This window comes from Catenulispora sp. GAS73, from assembly GCF_041262085.1.
GTDB lineage: Bacteria > Actinomycetota > Actinomycetes > Streptomycetales > Catenulisporaceae > Catenulispora.
In genome coordinates this window covers 366,398-386,107 of the sequence record NZ_JBGCCM010000004.1, presented here as the reverse complement: position 1 = coordinate 386,107, position 19,710 = coordinate 366,398, and the positions used below count along the sequence as shown (strand labels likewise).

Genomic DNA, 19,710 nt, shown 5'->3' with positions numbered 1-19,710 from the left:
CTCAGGGAGAAGACCCGATGTCGCAAAGTAAGAAACGACTGATCAGCCGGAAGTGGGTCCTGCCCACCGCCGCAGCCGCGGTGATCGGTCTTGTCGCCACCCCGACCGCCTTCGCGTCCGGCTACGGCTGGCACCACGGCCACGACGGCAGCGGTGACAGCCGCACCAGCACCCCGATCAAGCACGTGGTCGTCCTGTTCGACGAGAACGTCTCCTACGACCACTACTTCGGCACCTACCCGCAGGCGGCGAACGACGGCCAGGGCACGACGTTCACCGCCAAGCGGGACACGCCGAAGTCGAACGGCCTGACCTCCTCGCTGCTGACAGCGAACCCGAACCAGTACAACCCGCAGCGGCTGACCCCGAGCCAGGCGCTCACCTGCGACCAGAACCACGGCTACACGGCCGAGCAGAAGGCGTCGGACAACGGCAAGAACGACCAGTACGTCCAGAGCACCAACGTCTCCACCTGCACCGGCCAGCCGATCCTGTACGGCGCCCCGGGCCTGGTCATGGACTACTACGACGGCAACACCGTCACCGGCCTGTGGAACTACGCTCAGAACTACGCGATGAGCGACAACTCCTACAGCGACGTGTTCGGCCCGTCGACCCCCGGCGCGCTGAACCTGATCGCCGGCCAGACCTACGGCGCCACCGCGGTGAACTCCACCAGCGGCCAGCCGGTCACGGCCTCGTTCATCGGCTCCCCGAACGCCTCCGGCGTCGGCACGCTGTACACCGACGCGGACCCGGCGTACGACGACTGCTCGGACAACGGCCACGCCTCGGCCTCGCCGCTGGCGGCACTTTCCGGCCAGAACGTCGGCGACCTGCTCAACAAGAAGAACGTCACCTGGGGCTGGTTCCAGGGCGGCTTCGCGCCGACCACCGCCGCGAGCAGCTCGGCGAACGGCTACGCGCAGTGCGGCGCCACGAGCAAGAACATCGGCGGCAACTCCTCGGCCGACTACTCGCCGCACCACAACCCGTTCGAGTACTACAAGTCGACGTCGAACCCGCACCACCTGCCGCCGTCGAAGCCGTCGATGATCGGCAAGACCGACCAGGCGAACCACGAGTACGACCTGACCGCCTTCTCGACCGCGCTGAACACCGGCCACCTGCCGGCCGTCAGCTTCCTGAAGGCGGCGGAGTACCAGGACGGCCACGCCGGCTACTCCGACCCGCTGGACGAGCAGCACTTCCTGGCGACCGAGATCAACGCCATCCAGAAGTCCCCGGAATGGCGTGACACCGCGATCGTCATCGCGTACGACGACTCCGACGGCTGGTACGACCACCAGTCCGGCAAGATCGTCAGCGGCTCGAACACCGCACTGGACAACTCCCCGGCCTGCACCGCGGCCGCCCCGGTCCAGGGCCAGGCAGACCGCTGCGGCGTCGGCCCGCGCCAGCCGCTGCTGGTCATCTCGCCGTTCAGCAAGCAGAACTACATCAGCCACAACCAGGTCTCCCAGGCCTCCATCCTGCAGTTCGTGGAGAACAACTGGAACCTGGGCCGGGTCGGTGACGGCTCGTTCGACGCCAAGGCCGGCTCGATCGACACCATGTTCAACTTCTGGGACCGCGACGTGTCCAACCGCGTCATCCTGAACCCGACCACGGGTGCCATCGCCTCGCGGTGGTAGGGATCCGCGGTTTGATCAGTAAGTCATAGCACTGCGACGGTACGGCCTCCCGGCGGCGATCCGCTGGGAGGCTGTATCTCGTTTCCGTCCTGGATAAAGTGTTTTCCGTACCGTGGGCCGCTCAGAATGCATTCTTGAGCGGCCCATATCACGGTCTGTCTCAATGCCTGGTAGGACCCTTGATATCCGTACCCTGATCCACGTCCTTACGCAGGTCACGACCCTATATCCGGGCGTTCGCCGAGTCTCGGGTATGCCTTTCAATTCCCTTCCGCAATTCCTTCTCTTTTCCCCAGGTGCGGTCGTACCATGAAGCACGCTTTTGCGCGGGCTGGCGCAATTCGCCGTACATATGGCACGGGTACGGCAGGGGGAGGAACGAACTACGTGGCTTTCGCGTACTGCCCTAACTGCTGGGCTTCGATAAACACCGATACAGAGTCCTGCTCCGCATGTGGGGCATCGGTGAAAACCAAGCCGCAGGCTTGGTTTTTCGGCACCGAACCTCCGACGCCGGTCCCCCCGTGGGGCCAGGGCGGGCCGAGCCGCAAGCTGCTGCTCGGTCTCGGCGTCGGGCTGCTGGTATTGATCGTCGGCGGCGGAGGCGCGTTCGCCGCCGTCACGGGCTCCTCCGGGAGCTCGACGTCGGCCGGGTCCGTCGGTTCGGGCCTGCCGACCTACGCGGCGAACGACGGCAACGGCGACGGCTCCGTGTTCGGCGGCGGGGCGACCGCGCCGACGGACACGACCGATACGACCGACACGACGGACACGCCGTCGGAGACGTCGCCGCCGACTCCGCCGACCTCGTCGTCCTACCAGTTCCCCGACTTCATCAGCGCCCCGACCGACTCGGCCGCGCCGTTCACCGGGGACTCCTCTGTCCTGGGCGTCTGGGAGGGCCAGGTCACGTGCGGGTCGCACGAGGTCGGCATCATGCTGGAGGACGCGGCGGCCGGCGGCGACCACGTCGCAGGGTTCTGGGACGCCTACTCGCTGACCGGCGCCGCCGACCTGGCCAGCACCGGTTCGGCCACGATCGGCCTGGCCGACAGCGGGCACCTGGCCGTCCGTGGAGACCTGACGCTGGTCGGCGGCGGGATCCAGCTGGGCTCGTTCGAGGGCACACTGAGCGCGGACGGGAACGACCTGACCGGCCCGATGAGCGGCTGTGGCAGCCAGCCGGTCGATCTGCGAAAGCAGCAGCTGCTCTCCGGCGCGCAGGACCCGCTGCTCGGCAAGTGGTCGGACGGCCAGGGCAACACGTTCACTTTCACGTCCACCGGATCCGGCCAGTACACGGGTTCCCAGTCGGATGTCTCCGGCTGCACGACCAAATACAAGTTCACGCTGACCGGCTTCAACGGCCACTACGCCGGCCAGGCCGCGCCGCTGACCAATTCCGGCTGCACGATCCCGATCGTCACGGACCTGGCGGCGCTGAACATCTCGTCGCAGGACGGGACGGCCGTGGTCGAGCTCGACGGGACGCCCAAGTTGACGCTGACCAAGGCCGGCGGCGGCACGAGCAGCCCCGCCACGCCAAGCGGGTCCTCCACGCCGGGCGGATCCTCCGAATCATCTCCGTCAGCGAACTGATTCACCCCGTTCGCCCTTCGGCACCTCCTGTCCGTCAGCAACCCCCAGGCCCCTTCGCGGGCTGGTTCCACGCACCGGAAATCACCCTTCGAGTGGAGAGACGAGACGCCATGACGACCACCACGCATTCCCCCGGTGCCGCAACCGGGGGCCGATATATCAAGTTCTCCGTCGGCGGCTACGAGCCGATCGAGTCCGTGTTCGACGAGCGCGTGACCCCAGGCATGCTGTTCCGGCTGTGGCAGCGGGCGGCGGTCGGCGCGATCCTGATCTGGGTCCCCGTGCTGATCCTCGGCGGGATCCTGGTCGCGATGGGCCTGTGGCCGATCTTCGTGCTCTGCCTCATCGCCGGGCCCGTGATCTACATCGTGCTGCTGCTCATCATCACCACCAACGACCCGATCTCGGAGTCCAAGTCGCTCATCCCGGACCAATGCCAGGCCGCCAACGGGGCGTTCGCGGCCATCGCCTGGTCCCTGCGGAACCGCCAGGTTCCGGTGCAGGCGCAGCCGAAGCTGGTGCGCAGCGACATCATCCTGCGCGGCAGTGTGGCCAACCGGCTGGAGATCCGGGACGGCAGCTACTACGCGTACGTCAGCGTGTTCGGGTACGGCACCAGCCTGTACATCGGCTGGACCATGTGGCGGCGCCGTCCGGGCCGCGTGCTGATCTTCACGTACTGGAAGGACCTGTTCGCCAACGCGGCCAACCGGGCCGACCTGATGCGGCAGATGCTGCGGACCGAGATGGCGCGCGCGATGCGCGAGGCGCTGGACGTCGCCACCCGCGAGGGGATCGAGGCCGCGATCGAGGGCACGTCGCTGACGTTCGAGCAGGTCTTCGGCGGGATGCTGTCGGTGGAGAACGTGGACGTGACGCCGGCCGCCGGCGGGGTCGCTCCGGCCCCGGCGCCGGCGCCGCTGCCGGTCCCCGCGCCGCTGCCGCTGCCGTTGCCGTTGACCCCTGCGGGCTCGTCGGGGTCGCCGGGGTCGCCGGCGGGCGACCAGGTGCCGCCGCAGGGCTCCGGGAGCTGAGCGGCCGGCCCCACCGGCCTGTCCGTCAGCAGTGCTCGTGCTGCTTGCGAAACGCGACGTCCCCGCTCCCGGCTCGCGCCGGCGCGGGGACGTCGTGCAAGACCCCTGATTCGCGTCGCACCCAGGACCCGAGGAACCCCAGGAGCCGTCGTGACATCACAGGACTCTCAGTCCCCGCACCATCCCAGCTTCCTGATACAGACCGCCGGCGCCTGGACGTACGCCTGGACCGGCGTGCGGATCGAGGCCGCCGCGGACCTCACCGAGGCCGAGGAGTACAGCGGCCTGTCCGAGAGCGCGCGGCTGGACAAGACCGCGGCCGCCGATCGCGCGTGGACCGGCGGGCTGTGGGAGCACGCGCATCTTGAGCGCTATGACACACGGTACGTCAGCGATCCGGCGACCGGACGGATCGGCTGCACCGTGCTCGGCCGGGTCGCGGCGAACAGTTTCGACGGCGCGATCCAGGCCGCGACCGCGTTGCGCCGTCAGCTGGCTTTGACGATGCCGCGGCACGTCCACGCCGCGGAGCTGGAGTCGGCGGCGGAGGTCGGCGCGGCACTGGTGCCGTTCCGGCCGCCGATGCGGGGCATCGCCGAGATCCGGAAGCGGATCTGGTCAGGGGTACCGCAGCGTCCTGATGCCGGGGTGCCGTACTACCGCATGGTGCAGCCGTTCACGGTGACGCCGGCTTCGTGGGAGCCGGTGCTGCGGGCGTTGGCGGCGCAGGCCACGCCGGTCATGCTGTCGGTCGGGCTGATCCCGGCGCAGACCGGTCCGGACGTCGTCAATGCTCTGAATCAGTTGGCGACGTCCTATCACCGGCTCGGTTCGCCCGGGGAGATCCCGGAGGGCATCTTCACGTCGCGCATCCAGCTAACGGCGGACGCCTTCGCCGTGGACGCGCATCGGGTTTTCGTCGACGCGGCTCGGCGGTATGCCGGGCGGGTCTTCAAGATGCGCATCACGGTGGCCGGCCCGGAGCCGATCGCGGACGGTTTGTGCGAGCTGATCGGTCGCGCGGTGTCGCCGTCCACGACGTCGGCGAGTGCGAGCGGGGCTTTCGGCGGGGTTCTGGTGCAGAGCTTTTCGGGGCCTGCGTATCGGATCGTGCGTCCCCAGGACGAGCAGGAGTTGGCGTCCGCGTGGCACAACGTGGCCGCTATCGAGCAGCTGCGGTGGGACCGGGACTATTACAACGACCAGCCCGGTGTGTTGCAGCCGTTGCTGCGGAGCTTGTGTGAGCTGGTCGATCCCGGTGAGGCATCGGCGGCTGTGCGCCTGCCTGCCGCGGTTTCGGGAGCGCTGCCCGGTTTCCCGGTGCGCCGACCGGCTGCGGCGGGGCTGATCGAGTACGGGTTCGATGATGGTCAGGTGTCGCTCGGCGAGCAGTTCGCGGAGGGTCGGCCCGCGGGGCGGTTGGGCATCTCGGTGGACGATCTGACGCGGCACGCGTTGTTCGTCGGCGCGCCGGGGTCGGGCAAGACGAACTCGACGCTGGCGTTCTGCGAGCAGTTGTGGCGTGACCATCGGGTGCCGTTCCTGGTCGTGGAGCCGGTCAACGCAGACCTCGATGATTACCGGTGGCTGGCGACCCGGCCCGGGTTCGAGGACCTGGTGGTGCTCACGGTCGGGGACGAGCGGATCGCGCCGTTGCGGCTGAATCCGTTCGAGGCGCCGCCGGGGGTGACGGTGCAGGCGCACATGGGTGGGCTGAAGTCGTGCTTCGACGCGGCTTTCGGGTTGTGGGACCCGTTGCCGGCGATCTATGACAGGGCTCTGTTGGCGGTGTACCGGAACCGGGGGATCGTGCCGTCCGAGCGTTCTTCGGAGCGGTATGCGGGGCGCTGGCCGCGGTTGGCGGAGTTCAGCGACTGCCTGGCCGAGGAGGTCGCGAAGCTCGGGTATCGCGGCGACGTGCGCGCCAACATCGAGGCGGCGGCGCAGTTGCGGGCCCAGAGCTTGGCTTACGGGGCGTGCGCGGGGACGTTGGACTGCGCGACGTCGTTCCCGGTCGCGGCGCTGCTGGACCGGCCGGTGGTGGTGGAGCTGGCCGCGCTCGGCGACAACGAGCGCGAGCAGACGCTGGTGACGGCGTTGCTGCTCTCGGCGCTGACGGAGTACTACAAGGCGAATCGCGAGCCGGCGTCGGGGACGCGGCACGTGATGGTGATCGAGGAGGCGCACCGGCTGCTCGGGCGGCCTTCGGCGGCGGCCGGCGGCAAGGAGGGCGACGCGCAGGCGGCCGCGGCGACGCGGTTCGCGAACACGCTGGCGGAGAACCGGAAGTACGGCGAGGGCGTGGTGATCGTCGAGCAGGTGCCGGGGAAGCTGATCGAGGACGCGTACAAGAACTCGAACTTGAAGGTCATGCACCGGCTCCCCGCCGACGACGACCGCGCGACCATCGGCGGCACCATGCGCTTCAACGCGGATCAGGAGCGGCAGGCCGCCGCGCTGGCACCGTTCGCAGGGTACGTGTATCACGACCGAATGGACCGGCCGATGCTGGTACAGGTGCCGGACGTGCGGGGGCAGGCCGCGCTGGCCTCCGGCCTCGGCCGCGCACCACTGGCGGGCGCGGCGGTACTACGGGAGCGCTTCGAACGGTTCGTGAAGGACGTGCCGGAGGCGGACGCCGCCCTCGCGACGTTCCCGGAGTGCACAGGCTGTCGGCACCGATGCTTCTACCGCGGCAACGCGGAGCCCGCCGCGACGAAGGCGACCGCAGCCGAGTTCGACCGGCGCGTGACAGCCTTCCGCGAGCTGCCGAAGCCCCAGCGCGCGGCCTGGTGGTCGGACACATTCGAGTGGCTGAGCACCACAGCGGCAGGCACCGCACCCGCAAGCCTCCCAGACCTGCTGGAAGACGGCAGCGAACAACTGGCCGACTACGAGGCCTGCGTCGTGATCCACCTCGGCCGCCACCTGAAGTGGAAGCACACCGCCGCCTGGGCCCAGCAGGTCCGCCAACGCTGGCCGGAGTGGACGCGCACGCACCGCGCCGCAGCGGTGGCGGCGGGGACGGCGGAGGCCGAGCCGGACTTCAGCGATGAGTGAGTGGGACGAGGGCGGCGGCGAGGCTCCGGAACCTGCGGAAGCGGAGGACGGCGGGGACGGGGAGGCCGGCGACGAGGCGGGTGATGAGGATGGAGGGAATGCGGACTTTGATCCCGGGGACGAGTTCGGGGAGGAGGGCGAGGAGGCGGATGAGGCTGCGGAAGGTGATGAGGCTGCGGCTGAGACCGAAGCCGAACCAGAGCCTGAAACCGAAGCCGAGCCCGAACCTGAGACTGGGCCCGAAGCCGAAACCGAACCAGAGCCGGAGACTGATCCCGAATCCGACACCGAAGCAGAGCCCGAAGCCGAAGCCGAGCGCGAACCCGAGACTGATCCCGAAACGGAGCCCGAGCCGGAGCCCGAGCCGGAGCCGGAGACTGATCCCGAATCCGACGCCGAAGCTGATCCCGAAGCCGAGCCCGAAGCCGAGCCCGAAGCCGAAGCTGATCCCGAAGCCGAGCCTGAAGCCGAAGCCGAGCCCGAAGCCGAGGCCGAGCCAGACACTGAAGCTGAGCCCGGGCCTGAGCCCGAACCTGAGTCTGAGACCGGGCTCGACGCCGAAGCCGAGCCCGAGTCCGAGGCTGAAACTGATCCCGAGCCTGACACCGAGGTTGCGCGCGAGCCCGACACCGATGCTGATGCTGATGGCGAAGCCGGTCAGGAGCCCAGCGAGCCCGAAGCTGAGGCCGAGGATGCGCAAGACGCTCCCGAGACCAAGATCGGCGCTGAGGCCAGCCAGTCCGAGGGTGGTGCGGGCGAAGATCCCGGCGTCGAGAGCGACAGCGATGACCTGGATGAGGCGCCCGACAACTCTGACTTCGATCCCGGCTTCGGCGACGACGATCCCGCCGAGTCCCCGGAATCGCCTGAGCAAACGGTGCCCGTTGAGCGTGGCGAGCCGACTCCCGAGGCCAGCGATCCGGATGCCGCCGACAGCTCCCCTGTCGATAACGCCGACTACGATCCAGACCTCGATCTCGCCGATGACTTCGCAGCCGATGAGGCGCCCGACAACGACACCTCGGACCTGGCCGACGACATCGCCGACACCGCCAGTGCCACCGACACCGACACCACCGAGCGCCCCGAATCCACCCTCGGCAGCGCGTCCGAGCACCCCGACCGCTCGCTCAGTCCGGAGGAGCACGCGGCGCGCAAGGAGGCCGGGTTGGCGCGGGCGCATGAGATTCTCGGTCCTCGGAACTGGGCCAATTCGAAGTACGCTGGCGAGGTCTACGACGATTTGTCGCCCGAAATGAAGGAGCTGTTTCCCGGCGGCGTCGAGTTCAGCTATGAGGGCTTCCCCATCTTCGAGCCGCATGCCAGTCATGTCGTGGAGTTGCCTGGGGGCTTCGGGGCGAATCGGGCGGAGGACTTTCGGCGGGCGGACAAGTTGGCCGGGTTGACTGAGAAGTCCGAGACCGAGACGTGGCATCACAAGGAGGACGGGAAGACGCTCGTGTTGGTGAACCGTGAGTTGCACGACCAAGTCCGACACTTGGGTGGCGTGTCCATCAACAAGGCCCTGAAGCGAAACCGGAAGGCGTGAGGATGACCATCAACCTGCGAGCGCACGGCCCCGCGTCCGAGCAGGACGTCGCCGAGGTCGAGCACCGCCTCGGCGTCGCGCTACCGCCGGCCTACCGCGCGTGGCTGCTCACCGTCGGGGGCGGCACGCTCAGCGACTACACCGTGATCCCCGGCACCGACGACAACGGCGTGATCGACCAGTTCGAGACCGTCGACAAGCTGGTCCGCTACCAGGACTTCCCGACCCACGACCTGATCCCGCCGGGCCACCTCGTCATCGCCCTCGGCAGCGGCGGACGCCTGACCATCCGCACCGCCGACGACGACTACGGCTCGCTGTGGTGGGCCGACTTCGACAAGGCCGACGAGCTCGACCTCGCCGGCGACACGCCCGAGGGCCCGACCCCGGAGATCATGGCGCGCCTCGCCGACGACTTCCCGTCGCTGCTCGCGTTGCTGGAGATCGTCTGACGGTGAGAAGCCAGCCGATCGCCGCGACGAGGAACAGCGGCGGCACGACGTAAGCCGTCGTCGACAGCGCGCCGTAGTCGTCCCGGATCCGCAAGATCACGACTACCGCGAACGACAAAGCCGCGACCACATGCACGGGCAGCGCACGCCGACGGCTCATCGTGTAATACGTCAGGAAACCCCAGGCGATCGCGCCGAAGCCGAGGATGAACGCCATCAGGACCAGGATTCCAGTCGCGTCATTCGGAACGCCCCATTGGGGGCCCTCTTCAGTCGAGATCGGCGCGCCGCCCCGGGTCGCGGGCTGGATGACGGCAGGCTGGCCGTGCCACCAGGCGATGGTGACCGCTTCGCCGTCGGGGGGTGGTGACGCACCGACGATCCGCGCTTTGACCAGTTCGCCGGGCCCGGTGAGCAGGTCGACCTCGGTGTACCCGCCACCTTTGCCGCCGCCGTGGTGGGCCGAGTGCAGGACCGTCGCTCTTTGGACCGGGCGGCAAGGGACGCTGGTGGCCGGTTGTACATAGGCCGCGCAGATCGGTGCCGCTTTGAATGCCGCCAGCTCCGAGCGCTGGTGGGAGTACGCCGCGGCGAGCCACCCGAGGCCGGCCGTGGTCAGAAGCGCGGCGACCGCGAAGCCCCAGCCCATCCACCGCGCCTGGCGGGGCGTGGGTTTCGTGGCCTTCGAGGTCCACAACCGTGCCATACGACGCCCCCAGCCCGCACTGCGCCAGCCGGACGGCGTGGCGACAACGCCGACGATCATACGGGACGCCATACCGGGCCAAACGCGCTCAGCTCGGGCGACGGCCCGAGCTGAGCGCGATGGTCAGCCGTCAGTCGAAGGCGATGTCGAACTGCTCCGACTGCCCGATCGACGTCGAGCTGGCGATCAGCGACGAGGCACCGCCGTTGGGCGCCGTCACGTAGTCGTTGTTCGCATGAGCACGCAACGTCACGCTCCCGATGCCGTTGGCGATCAGATCGAACTCCTCCCACGGCCCGACCGAGGTCCGGTTGGCGATCAGCGGCGACGCGCCGGCGTTGTCCGCGGTCACGATGTCGTTGTTGGCGTGCGCCCGCAGGCTGACGCTGCCGTCGCCGTTCGGAAGCAGGTCGAAGGTCTCCCACGGCCCGATGGCCGTGCGGTTCGCGATCAGCGGCGCGGCACCGGCGTTCTCCGCGGTCACGTAGTCGTTGTTCGCGTGGGCCCGCAGGCTGACCGGGACCGTGTCGGTGACGAGGTCGAACTCCTCCCACGGCCCGATCGCCGTCCGGTTCGCGATCAGCGGGGACGCCCCGGCGTTGTCGGCCGTGACAATGTTCTGATTCGTGTAAGAACGCAGGCTGACACTGCCGTCGGCATTGTGGATCAAGCCGAAGACCTCCCAGTTGCCGACCCCGCCGCGGTTGGCGATCAGCGGTGCGGCGCCATCGTTGTCGGCGGTCACCCAGCTGTTGGCGGCCAGCGACTTCAGGTTCACGGTGCCGTCGGTGCCGGTCACCACCTCGAACTCCTCGGCCTTGCCGATCGAGGTGGCGTCCGCGATCAGCGGCGTGGTGTTGTTGGCGGCGTCGACGTACTTGCCGTTGGCGTGCGCCTTCAGGCTGACGACGGAGGCACTGGTCGTGAACGTGGTGTTGTTGTTCGCGTAGCCGGCGGCGGTGACGTTCGCCTGCACCGCGTTCTCAGTCGCGTCGGAGGGGAAGCCGGCCGTGACGGCGCCCTCGAAGAACTCGCCCTTGCCCAGGTCGCTGTTGTCCCCGCCGGTGCCGAGCTCGATCGAGTTCTGCACCTTCATCGGGTTGTAGCCGGGGCTCGGCAAGGCTCCGGAATAGGCCTGATTCAGGCCTCCGGATTGTCCGTTGCCGTATTTGAGTGTGAAGTTGGTCGTCCCGTTGTTCTTCTCCCAGGCGGTGACGAACGAGCCGGTCTCGCTGGGGATGTTCGTGGGGTTGGGACCCGCGGCGCTGAAGTACATGCCGTTCTCCAGGTCGCCGCCGACCCACGGGCCGGTGCCCGAGCAGCCGCCGGTCCAGCAGGCGGTGCCGTAGTAGATCGCGTTCATCGTGCCGTTGCCGTCGTCGCTGTCGTTGGTCTCGGCCGAGCCGAAGTCGAAGCAGCAGCTGGAGCTGGTCAGGTTGGACGACGTCAGCATGTACTCGCCCTCGGGCTGCGAACCGGTCGGCACGTTCTTGGCCGCGTTGTTGCGATATCCGGTGCCGACATTGTTCACGAGCACGCCGAAGGCCTGCTGGCCACCGATCGTGATGGGCAGCGCCATCGCGTTCGCGCCGATGTCCGAACCGTTCGGGCCGGGGCCGCCGAGTCCTCCGGAGCAGCCCGAGCAGGACTTGCCGGGGGATATCGGCAGGTTGTTGGCGTTCGCGGTCTGGTCGTAGAGCAGGGTGATGGTGCAGGTGGTGCCGGAGCAGAACGAGACCTGGGGCGCGGAGTTGACGACGCCGCCCGCAGACTGCAGGCCGATGTTCAGGGTGCTGTTGTCCGAGGCGCGCTGGATTTGGTAGAGCGGGCCGCTGTAGGAGCTGAACATCGCGCGCGTGGTGCTGTACGCGGCCTCGCACGGGGTGCTGCCGGAGGCGTAGATGTCGCACGGCGCCGTGGTGGCAGCAGCGGTGGCAGCGGTGGCCTTGGCCGCGGTGGCGGCGGCCTTCGTGGTGGCCGCCCCGATCATCGGTATCGCGAGCGCCATCGCCAGCAGGAACGCGAGCAGGAGTCGCGTTCGTGGTCGGGTTCTGATCGTGGGCAGCACCGATACCTCCAGGACGTCGGCCTCGTGGGGTGTGTGTCATCCGTGTGACACACCGCACACCTTCATCTGAGTATTGACGTAAGTCAAGACTGAGGCGAACGTCTTGGCGCAAATTTTGAGGGATCTCCTGCAAAAAGAGAGCTCGAACACTGTCTCGCCGACCAGGCTGTGCGCAACTTCGACTCCTGGGGCGCACGCGAAAACCCCGGCTCCCCCGGCGGCTGCGGGACCGCCGAGGGACCGAGGTGGGGGATTCAGAACGCTGTGTCGGCTGACCGGTATGTCAGCAGGTGAGGTTGCCGCCGGGGCTGACGCCGAGGATGGAGGTGAAGGACTCGTAGTCGTTGACGCGGTCCTGCATCTCGGCGGTGTTGCCGCCGTTGCACTCGATGTCGTTGATGGCGCGGATGGTGGCGCCGAACCCGTTGCCGTTGACCATCGCGTTGTGGGAGGTCACGCCGCCGTTGCCGGTCCCGGTGAACCAGTACCACAACGCGGTCTGCCAGGAGATCGCGGCGTTGGTGGCCACCTGATCGGGGTTGTCGAGCAGGTCGATGCCCAGCGCGTTTCCGGCCGCGTAGTAGTTGAAGTTCCAGCTGATCTGCAGCGGGCCGCGGCCGTAGTACTGGTACGTGCCGGCCGGGCAGCCGTAGGACTCGCTGGCGCAGTAGTTCCCGGACTGGTCGATCTCGCGGATGTAGACCAGACCGCCGGTCTCGTGGTCCACGTTCGCCAGGAACGCCGCAGCCTCCTGCCGCTGTGTGGTGGCGCTTCCGGTGGTGGCGAACGCGGGGTACGAGTTCAGCGCCGTGACCAGTCCGCTGTACGTGTAGAAGGAGTTCCGGTTCGGGAACATCTGGTTGAACTGGGCCTGGCTGACGACGAACCCACCGCCGCCTCCGCCGCCACCCCCGCCAGGCAGGTTCCAGGACTGGTTGGCGGAGCCGGCACAGTCCCAGATCTGGACCTGGGTGCCCGAGCCGCCCCAACCGGTGTCGTCCAGGCACTTGCCGGAGTTCGGGTTGAGCAGCGCGCCGTTCGACTGCGGCTGCCAGACCTGCGCGCCGGTACCGTTGCAGGTGTAGAGGTCGACCTTGGTGCCGTTGGCGGTGCCGGCGGCGTTCACGTCGAGGCAGTTGCCGAGGACCTGCAGGCTGCCGTTCGATCCGACGGTCCACTGCTGGGCGCCGGTGCCGTTGCAGGTGTAGACCTGGATCGGGTTGAACTGCGCGGTGCTGGCGCTGCGGTCGTCCAGGCACAGGCCCTGGTAGCCGGTGATCGGGCCGGTGCCGCTCGCGGCCTGGGCGACGCTCGCGGTGCTCATGCCGATGCCGGCCACGAGGACGACGGCTCCGAGGAGTGCCAGGGTTCTGTGTCTTGCGTTGCGTATCAGTGTTTTGAGGTGTTTCATCCGGGCGGTCCTGCCTTTCGGATCGGGCGAGCGGTGCGAGTGGCGGTACGAATGGCGGTGCGCTTTTGATGAAGTGGCGGTACGGCTAGCTGGGAAGGTGCCACTGCTGGTTGGCGGAGCCGGCGCAGTCCCAGATCTGGAGCCGGGTGCCGTTGGCGCTGCTGTTGCCGGTGGCGTCGAGGCAGCGTCCGGAGTTCGGGTTTCGCAGGGTGCTGTTCGCGCCGACGGTCCACTGCTGCGCGGCGGTGCCGTTGCAGTCGTAGAGCTGGGTCAGCGTGCCGTTCGCGGTGCCGGCCGCGGTGACGTCCAGGCACTTGCCGAGGGCGCGGATCGTGCCGTCTGTACCGACGGTCCACTGCTGCGCGGCGGTGCCGTTGCAGCCGTAGAGCTGGACGGCCGTGCCGTTGGCGGTGTTCGCGCCGGCGACGTCGACGCACTTGCCGGCGATGCCGGTGATCGGACCGGTCGCGCCTCCGCCGCCGGAACCCTGGGTGGCGTTGAAGGAGAACGAGTTCGTGCCCAGGCCCTGGCCGCCCTGCCAGATCTCGAATCCGGCCTCGGCGTCGATGAGGTAGGAGTTCGCGCCGGTGACGCCGCGCTGAACCGAGTCGTTGATCAGAGCTTTGACGTCAAGATTCGTCACCGAGGTGCCGCCGCCCTGCAGGACGTAGGAGACGATGTTCCAGGAGGTCTGGCGACCGGTGTAGACGTTCCAGTTCAGGCCGCCGGCGGACACGGTGCCGGTCTGCGAGCCGAACGGCGAGACGCCGCCGCGGCTGTTGAGCCAGATCATGATCTCGCTGTCGTCCGGCTGGCCGCCGGTGCTGGGCGCCGAGTTGGTCCACAGGTCGTAGGCGACGTCGTACGCGCCGGCCGCGGGCTGCGTCGTCGACCAGGAGGAGGTCGCGCTGCCGAGCTTGCTGACCTGGATCGGCAGTCCGCTGTTGGTGGTGCAGGCGCCCCAGTGGCAGCCCTTGTAGATCGAGGGGTAGGTGGCCGGGGCGCCGCCGCTGAGGTTGAAGTTCGCGGTGCTCACGGTCCAGGCGGTGCCGGTCGTGGCCGTCACGCACTGCGGGGCGGAGGAGTTCCATTCGTTGCTCTGCAACGTGTATTCGCCGCCGGCCAGGCTGATGGAGCCCTGCGGCTGGCAGTTGGTGACGTCGGCGGGGGCGGCGGACGTCGGGGACGTCGCGGCGGCGGTGGCGGCGGAGGTGGTGGCGACGGCGGTCGGCACGGCCAGCGCGACGCAGACCGCCACGACGAAGGAGGAGGCACGGGAGCGGGTCAGCAGTCGCCGGATCACGGCAGATCCCTTCGAAGATTGATCAGATCTTGATTCGCGAAGACCGACACTGCTCTGCGGCATGGGGATATCGTTCGTGGACCTGCGTGGGAGGTGTCAGTCGTGCGTCGAGCTGTGACAGAGCTTTACTTCACGACTTAGTTCACGACTTGGATTGAACCGCCGGGGCTACCCTGGGTCAAGGGTCTAGACCAAAGTTTTGGTCTGGACCACTCTCGACGATCTACCGGGACCAGCCGCCGCTCCGCTAGCGCGGGTATTCGATGACTTCCTGCCCGCCGAACGTCCGGCACAGCTCGAAGAGCGTGGGGAGCTGATCGCAGGCGTCCTTGATGATGGTTTCCTGGTGAATGAGCGTGGTGACGTCGCTCAACGTCATCGACTGGCCCTGGATGAGCGCGCCGAGGCTGGTTCCCGTCACTTCCTGACCGTTGAACACGGTGGTCGTCAGGGCGTACGCCTGGAGCTTGTAGCGGTTGACGAGCTCAGTTTCCTCCGCCGTGAGCTCAAGCCGGCACCCGAGCTTGAAGGAGACCCCCTTGTGCCCGCCGAACGCGCCCTTCATGTCCTGCTGTTCGCGCGTGATGATGAGTTTCATGGGACCCCTGCGCTCCTCGCACGACCTGGCCACGGTGCCGGCAGTGAAGTGGCCTCGGGCCGTAGCTTTCCACGATTCGTCGGAAATGACACCAGGGGACTGACGGAGAGAACAGAGAACCGGGAGCGCCTTGATGTACTTCCCCGACTTGAGCCCTTACGCCTACCGGAGTGGCCTCGACAAAATCACCCTCCCCGCTCCGGAGCGCAGCCGCGTGGTTCCGGTTGTGACGTGGCGCCTCAATATCGGCTGGCTCGACGACGTCCATCCCTATGCCACCGGCCCCGTGCCTGAAGAGACGTTCGAGGCGCTGCAGAGGATCATCGCGCACCAAGACGTCAACAAGATGCGCGGCTTGCACAAAGACCTCGTAGTCCGTGCCGAAGTACCGATGACGACGTCAGCCTCCGCTGTGCTGCAGCAGCTTGCCCTGGCCGTCCGCGACCAGCGTCGCAGTACCCTTATCGCCGGTCACCACGATGCGGAGCGCCAGCGAGCCGGTGGCGCCGTCGGCGCTGACCTGCCAGGTCTTCACGGAGCCGACGGCGGGGGTGTTCTCGGCCTGCTGGACCAGGGCGGGGATGCGGGCGTAGGGCAGGGAGCGCGGGTCGAAGCCGCCGATCTTGACGTCGTTCGGGGCGAAGACGACGGTCAGCCGGGTGTTCTGGATGACGACGGTGAGCGCCTGGCGGTTGTCCCCGTCCTGCGTCACCGATTCGACGGCGGACTGGAGTGCGCCGGAGTCCAGCAGCGACTCGCCGGGGCCGACGGTGACCGTGCCGACGTCCGAGGTGACGGTGGTCGTCGTCGTGGACGAGGAATCGGTCGAGGACGTGGATGAGGACGTCGTGTCGGCGGCGGTCTTGTGGTGGTGGAACACCTCGGTGTGGAACAGGCTGAGGACGGCGGCGGCGCCGACCAGCAGGCCGAGGAGCGTCAGAAGGCAGCCGGTGCAGCTCGCCGGGGATACTTCTTCCTTCTGCGCCGGGCCGGGGGCGGAGTCCAGGCTCGCCGTGGCCGCGCGTTCGGCCCACTCCGCGGTCGGCTGCTTCACGATCCGCACCTTCAGCGGCCGGTCCGGCGGGTACTCGACCACGACGATCCCGCGCGGGCGGTAGTCCGGCAGTGCGACGAGGTTGATGTCCTGCCGGATCTCGACGCGGTAGGAGCGCGCGTCGTCGGGGGCGACGGTCAGGTCGAAGCGCACCGGGATGTCGCTACTCTCGCCGCCGACGGCTTCCAGGCTCTCGATCATCGCCAGGGCCGTGCGCGGCACGACGGCGGCCGCGGCGGCGCGGGCGCGGGCCCGGCTCTGGTAGGTGATCAGGGCGTAGAGCAGGCCGTAGCCCGGAAGCAGCGCCAGCGCGATGACGACCATCGACACGCTCTGTGCGATGCACCCGGCGATGAAGGAGGTCAGAGCCGCCCCCACCACAACGCTGGTCAGGAACCCGCGTATACGAGCGGCGGGCTTGCTGGGCGCGGGCGGTGCGCCCACGGTCGTCGTCATGGGGCTGATTGTGCACGGCGCGCGTGACGTCCGGCAGTCGTTTGGGTGACCTAGTCGGGGGTCGCGGTGGTGAAATCCCCACCGAGAAAGCGCACCTCCGGATCGTCGGGGTCGACCGGCAGGCCGGCGAAGCGGTGGGCGAAGACCGAGGAGTCGTCCTGCGGCACGTATCCGAGCCGGCGTCCGGGTTCCAGGTCGGCCCACGCCGTCGGGTTCGCCGAGACGCCGTAGACGATCTCATAACCCAGATTCGGCACAGTGGCCAGCGCGTGGAACAGCCGGACGGCGTCAGCCGGGCTGAACCAGGTGTCGAGCATCCGCGGGGTCCGTGGTTCGGGAAGCAGCGCGCCGATACGGACGCACGCCACCTGAAGGCCGTGCCGGTCGTGGTAGTAGGAGCCGAGCGCTTCGCCGAACGCCTTCGACACGCCATAGAGCGTGTCAGGCCGAGTCCGCTCCACGGTGCCGAGGGGCCGGTCGGCGAAGGCTGAGCGCCGGTAGTAGCCGACGACGTGGTTGGTGCTCGCGTACAGCACGCGCGGCACGCCGGCCCGGACGGCGGCGTCGAAGACCTGGTACGTGCCGTCGATGTTGGTGTGCAGGATCGCTGCGAAGTGGTCCTCCTTGGGAATCCCCGCCAAGTGCACCACGACATCGACGTCCGCCATCGCCGCGAGGACGGCCGCCTCGTCGGTGACGTCGCCGACGACCCACTCCGCGTCCCCGGCGTCCCCGGCGGCCCCGGCGTCGTCGGGAATCCGCAGGTCCAGACAGCGAACGGTCCAGCCAAGCGCCGCCAGGCCGGTACGCAGGATCGTGCCCACTCCCCCGGCGGCCCCGGTGATCAGGATCCGTTCTCGGGTGGACCGCTCGCCGGGCTTCTCAGACATCTGTCAGCGCCTCTCCGTGGGACTCAATCATCAACATGTATACAACTGCGAAGTCGGTCCATGTTTACTGCTTTACTGTCGCTGACCAAACCACGCTGTCGGGCGTGGGTACCTTCCTGCGCCATCCAGAAAGGTCGTTCTTTGAAGACCCACCTTCGGTCCCGGACCGGGCGCCGACTCACCTCCATCCTGGCGGCGGCGGTTCTCGCCACCGGCCTGGGGGCCGGTATGGCCGTCGCCAGCCCGGCCGCGCCGCACGACGACCAGCCGCCGGTCCCGACACTGAACTGGACCGACTGCAGCGGCGGCTTCCAGTGTTCCGACGCGGCCGTGCCGCTGGACTACCGCGACCCGACCGGCCGCACCATCACGCTGCACCTGATCCGGCACCTGGCCGCGGACCCGAGCCAGCGGGTGGGCACGCTGTGGATGGAGCCCGGCGGGCCGGGCAGCAGCGGGCTGAGCTTCGGCCGCAACAGTTGGGCGAGCCTGCCGACCGAGCTGCAGAACAAGTTCGACCTGGTCAGCTTCGACCCCCGCGGGATCCAGACCAGCTCGCCGGTCGTGTGCTACAACGACACGCAGTACGCCGCAGCCGTGGACGCGACCCCGGGCGTGCCCGGGCCGGACGCGTTCGACACCGCCGTGCGGGTGGCCGCGGACTACGACCAGAACTGCGTGAAGAACCTCGGCGACACCGCCGGCCTGTTCGGCACGCAGTACGTCGCGCGCGACATCGACCTGATCCGTCAGGCGTTGGGCGAGCAGCAGCTCACGTTCTACGGCCGGTCGTTCGGCACGTACGTCGGCACCGTGTACGCCAGCATGTTCCCCAGCCGGGTGCGTGCCATGGCGCTGGACGGCGCGTACGACCCGAACCACTACGCGAACGACCCCTACGCGTACGACTTCCCGCAGTACCTGGCGACGGACGCGTCGATGAACGACTTCCTGACCTGGTGCGACCAGAACCAGTCGATGTGCGGCTTCGGCAACGGTGACGCCAGGGCGGCGTTCACCGCCCTCAAGGCGGACCTGGACGCCAACCCGGTCACGCTGCCCAGCGGCCGCAAGGCCAACGGCTTCACCCTGGCCTACCGCCTGCTGTTCAACGTGGACGACGGCAAGGTGATCTGGCCGGCGTTCGGCCAGGCGCTGCGCCAGGCCCAGCAGCACGACCCGAGCTCCTTCCTGCTCAACCCGCCGTCCCCGGCGAGCTGGGCCCAGCTCAACCCCAACACCGTGGTCTCGTGCAACGACCGCGACTTCCCGACCAGCATCGACGAGCTGAAGGCGTACGTCACGACCGAGGCCGCGGCGGCCCCGCTGCTCGGCGCGCCGTGGGCTTACGCTCCGCCGATGTACGACCAGAACAGCGCGCCCGCGTGCGTCCAGTGGCCGGTGGAGCGGGTCAGCCGCTACAGCGGCTCCTACCGCGCGACCGGCTCGGCGCCGATCCTCGTCATCGGCACGACGAAGGACCCCGACACCCCGTACCAGGACGCTGTCACGCTCTCCCACACGTTCGACAACGCCGAGCTGCTGACCTTCGACGCCGAAGGCCACACCGCCTTCGGCCGCAGCGCGTGCGTGACCGCCGCGACCGCGACATACCTGGCCGACCTGACGCTCCCGCAGCCGGGCACGGTGTGCTCGGACGAGACCCCGCCGAGCCCGGTCACCGCGGCGAACACCGTTTCCGGCAAGCTCTACAGCGAGCTGCGCAGCGGCAAGGTGGACGACCACAACCGGATCGACTTCGCCGGCTGACGCAGGCGTCGTCCCGGGCCGGTTCGCGAACTTTGGTGGTTCGCGGGCCGGCCTTTTGGCGCCCCCGACCTATCTGTGGGGTAGCCTCACCGCCTCCCGACGCGG

The 19,710-nt window shown here is 68.5% G+C and carries 14 protein-coding genes; 7 read left to right on the top strand and 7 right to left on the bottom strand.

Annotated features, from left to right (window positions below):
* Positions 1 to 17 precede the first annotated feature (17 nt).
* The 6 genes from ABH935_RS08480 (at position 18) to ABH935_RS08455 (ending at position 9,349) form a co-directional block, all read left to right on the top strand.
* The gene (locus ABH935_RS08480) at positions 18 to 1,655 is read left to right on the top strand and encodes a phospholipase C (RefSeq protein WP_370377234.1); all 1,638 of its coding nucleotides are present in this window, start codon (positions 18 to 20) and stop codon (positions 1,653 to 1,655) included.
* A 465-nt stretch (positions 1,656 to 2,120) separates the two neighbouring features.
* Positions 2,121 to 3,254 carry a hypothetical protein gene (locus tag ABH935_RS08475; protein WP_370377233.1) on the top strand — a complete coding sequence of 378 codons (1,134 nt, stop codon included), beginning with the start codon at positions 2,121 to 2,123 and terminating at the stop codon, positions 3,252 to 3,254.
* Between the two features lie 110 nt (positions 3,255 to 3,364).
* A complete protein-coding gene (locus tag ABH935_RS08470) occupies positions 3,365 to 4,288 on the top strand; it encodes a hypothetical protein (protein WP_370377232.1) in 924 nt (307 codons plus the stop codon).
* A 150-nt stretch (positions 4,289 to 4,438) separates the two neighbouring features.
* A complete protein-coding gene (locus ABH935_RS08465; RefSeq protein WP_370377231.1) occupies positions 4,439 to 7,348 on the top strand; it encodes an ATP-binding protein in 2,910 nt (969 codons plus the stop codon).
* Positions 7,341 to 8,897 carry an HNH endonuclease gene (locus tag ABH935_RS08460; protein ID WP_370377230.1) on the top strand — a complete coding sequence of 519 codons (1,557 nt, stop codon included), beginning with the start codon at positions 7,341 to 7,343 and terminating at the stop codon, positions 8,895 to 8,897. Before ABH935_RS08465 ends, ABH935_RS08460 begins: the two co-directional genes overlap by 8 nt.
* A gap of 2 nt (positions 8,898 to 8,899) precedes the next feature.
* Positions 8,900 to 9,349, top strand: coding sequence for an SMI1/KNR4 family protein (locus ABH935_RS08455; RefSeq protein ID WP_370377229.1), 450 nt, complete (start codon positions 8,900 to 8,902; stop codon positions 9,347 to 9,349).
* On the opposite strand, the gene ABH935_RS08450 is transcribed toward ABH935_RS08455, so the two are convergent.
* The 7 genes from ABH935_RS08450 to ABH935_RS08420 all read right to left on the bottom strand — a co-directional run bounded on the left by ABH935_RS08450 (position 9,291) and on the right by ABH935_RS08420 (position 17,835).
* On the bottom strand, positions 9,291 to 10,115 hold the full coding sequence (locus tag ABH935_RS08450; protein WP_370377228.1) for a hypothetical protein: 825 nt from the start codon (positions 10,113 to 10,115) through the stop codon (positions 9,291 to 9,293). The genes ABH935_RS08455 and ABH935_RS08450 overlap by 59 nt on opposite strands.
* Positions 10,116 to 10,185: 70 nt before the next feature.
* Complete coding sequence (locus ABH935_RS08445) at positions 10,186 to 12,123, bottom strand: arabinofuranosidase catalytic domain-containing protein (RefSeq protein ID WP_370377227.1); 1,938 nt, start codon at positions 12,121 to 12,123, stop codon at positions 10,186 to 10,188.
* 283 nt (positions 12,124 to 12,406) lie between these two features.
* The gene (locus tag ABH935_RS08440; protein ID WP_370377226.1) at positions 12,407 to 13,534 is read right to left on the bottom strand and encodes a glycoside hydrolase family 19 protein; all 1,128 of its coding nucleotides are present in this window, start codon (positions 13,532 to 13,534) and stop codon (positions 12,407 to 12,409) included.
* 85 nt (positions 13,535 to 13,619) lie between these two features.
* Entirely contained in the window at positions 13,620 to 14,837 is a 1,218-nt protein-coding gene (locus tag ABH935_RS08435; RefSeq protein ID WP_370377225.1) for a ricin-type beta-trefoil lectin domain protein, read from the bottom strand.
* Positions 14,838 to 15,084: 247 nt separating this feature from the next.
* Positions 15,085 to 15,435 carry a hypothetical protein gene (locus ABH935_RS08430; protein ID WP_370377224.1) on the bottom strand — a complete coding sequence of 117 codons (351 nt, stop codon included), beginning with the start codon at positions 15,433 to 15,435 and terminating at the stop codon, positions 15,085 to 15,087.
* Between the two features lie 400 nt (positions 15,436 to 15,835).
* Positions 15,836 to 16,945 carry a hypothetical protein gene (locus ABH935_RS08425; RefSeq protein WP_370377223.1) on the bottom strand — a complete coding sequence of 370 codons (1,110 nt, stop codon included), beginning with the start codon at positions 16,943 to 16,945 and terminating at the stop codon, positions 15,836 to 15,838.
* 50 nt (positions 16,946 to 16,995) lie between these two features.
* On the bottom strand, positions 16,996 to 17,835 hold the full coding sequence (locus ABH935_RS08420; RefSeq protein ID WP_370377222.1) for an NAD-dependent epimerase/dehydratase family protein: 840 nt from the start codon (positions 17,833 to 17,835) through the stop codon (positions 16,996 to 16,998).
* A 228-nt stretch (positions 17,836 to 18,063) separates the two neighbouring features.
* On the opposite strand from ABH935_RS08420, the gene ABH935_RS08415 reads away from it, so the two are divergent.
* On the top strand, positions 18,064 to 19,605 hold the full coding sequence (locus ABH935_RS08415; protein WP_370377281.1) for an alpha/beta fold hydrolase: 1,542 nt from the start codon (positions 18,064 to 18,066) through the stop codon (positions 19,603 to 19,605).
* Positions 19,606 to 19,710 lie beyond the last annotated feature (105 nt).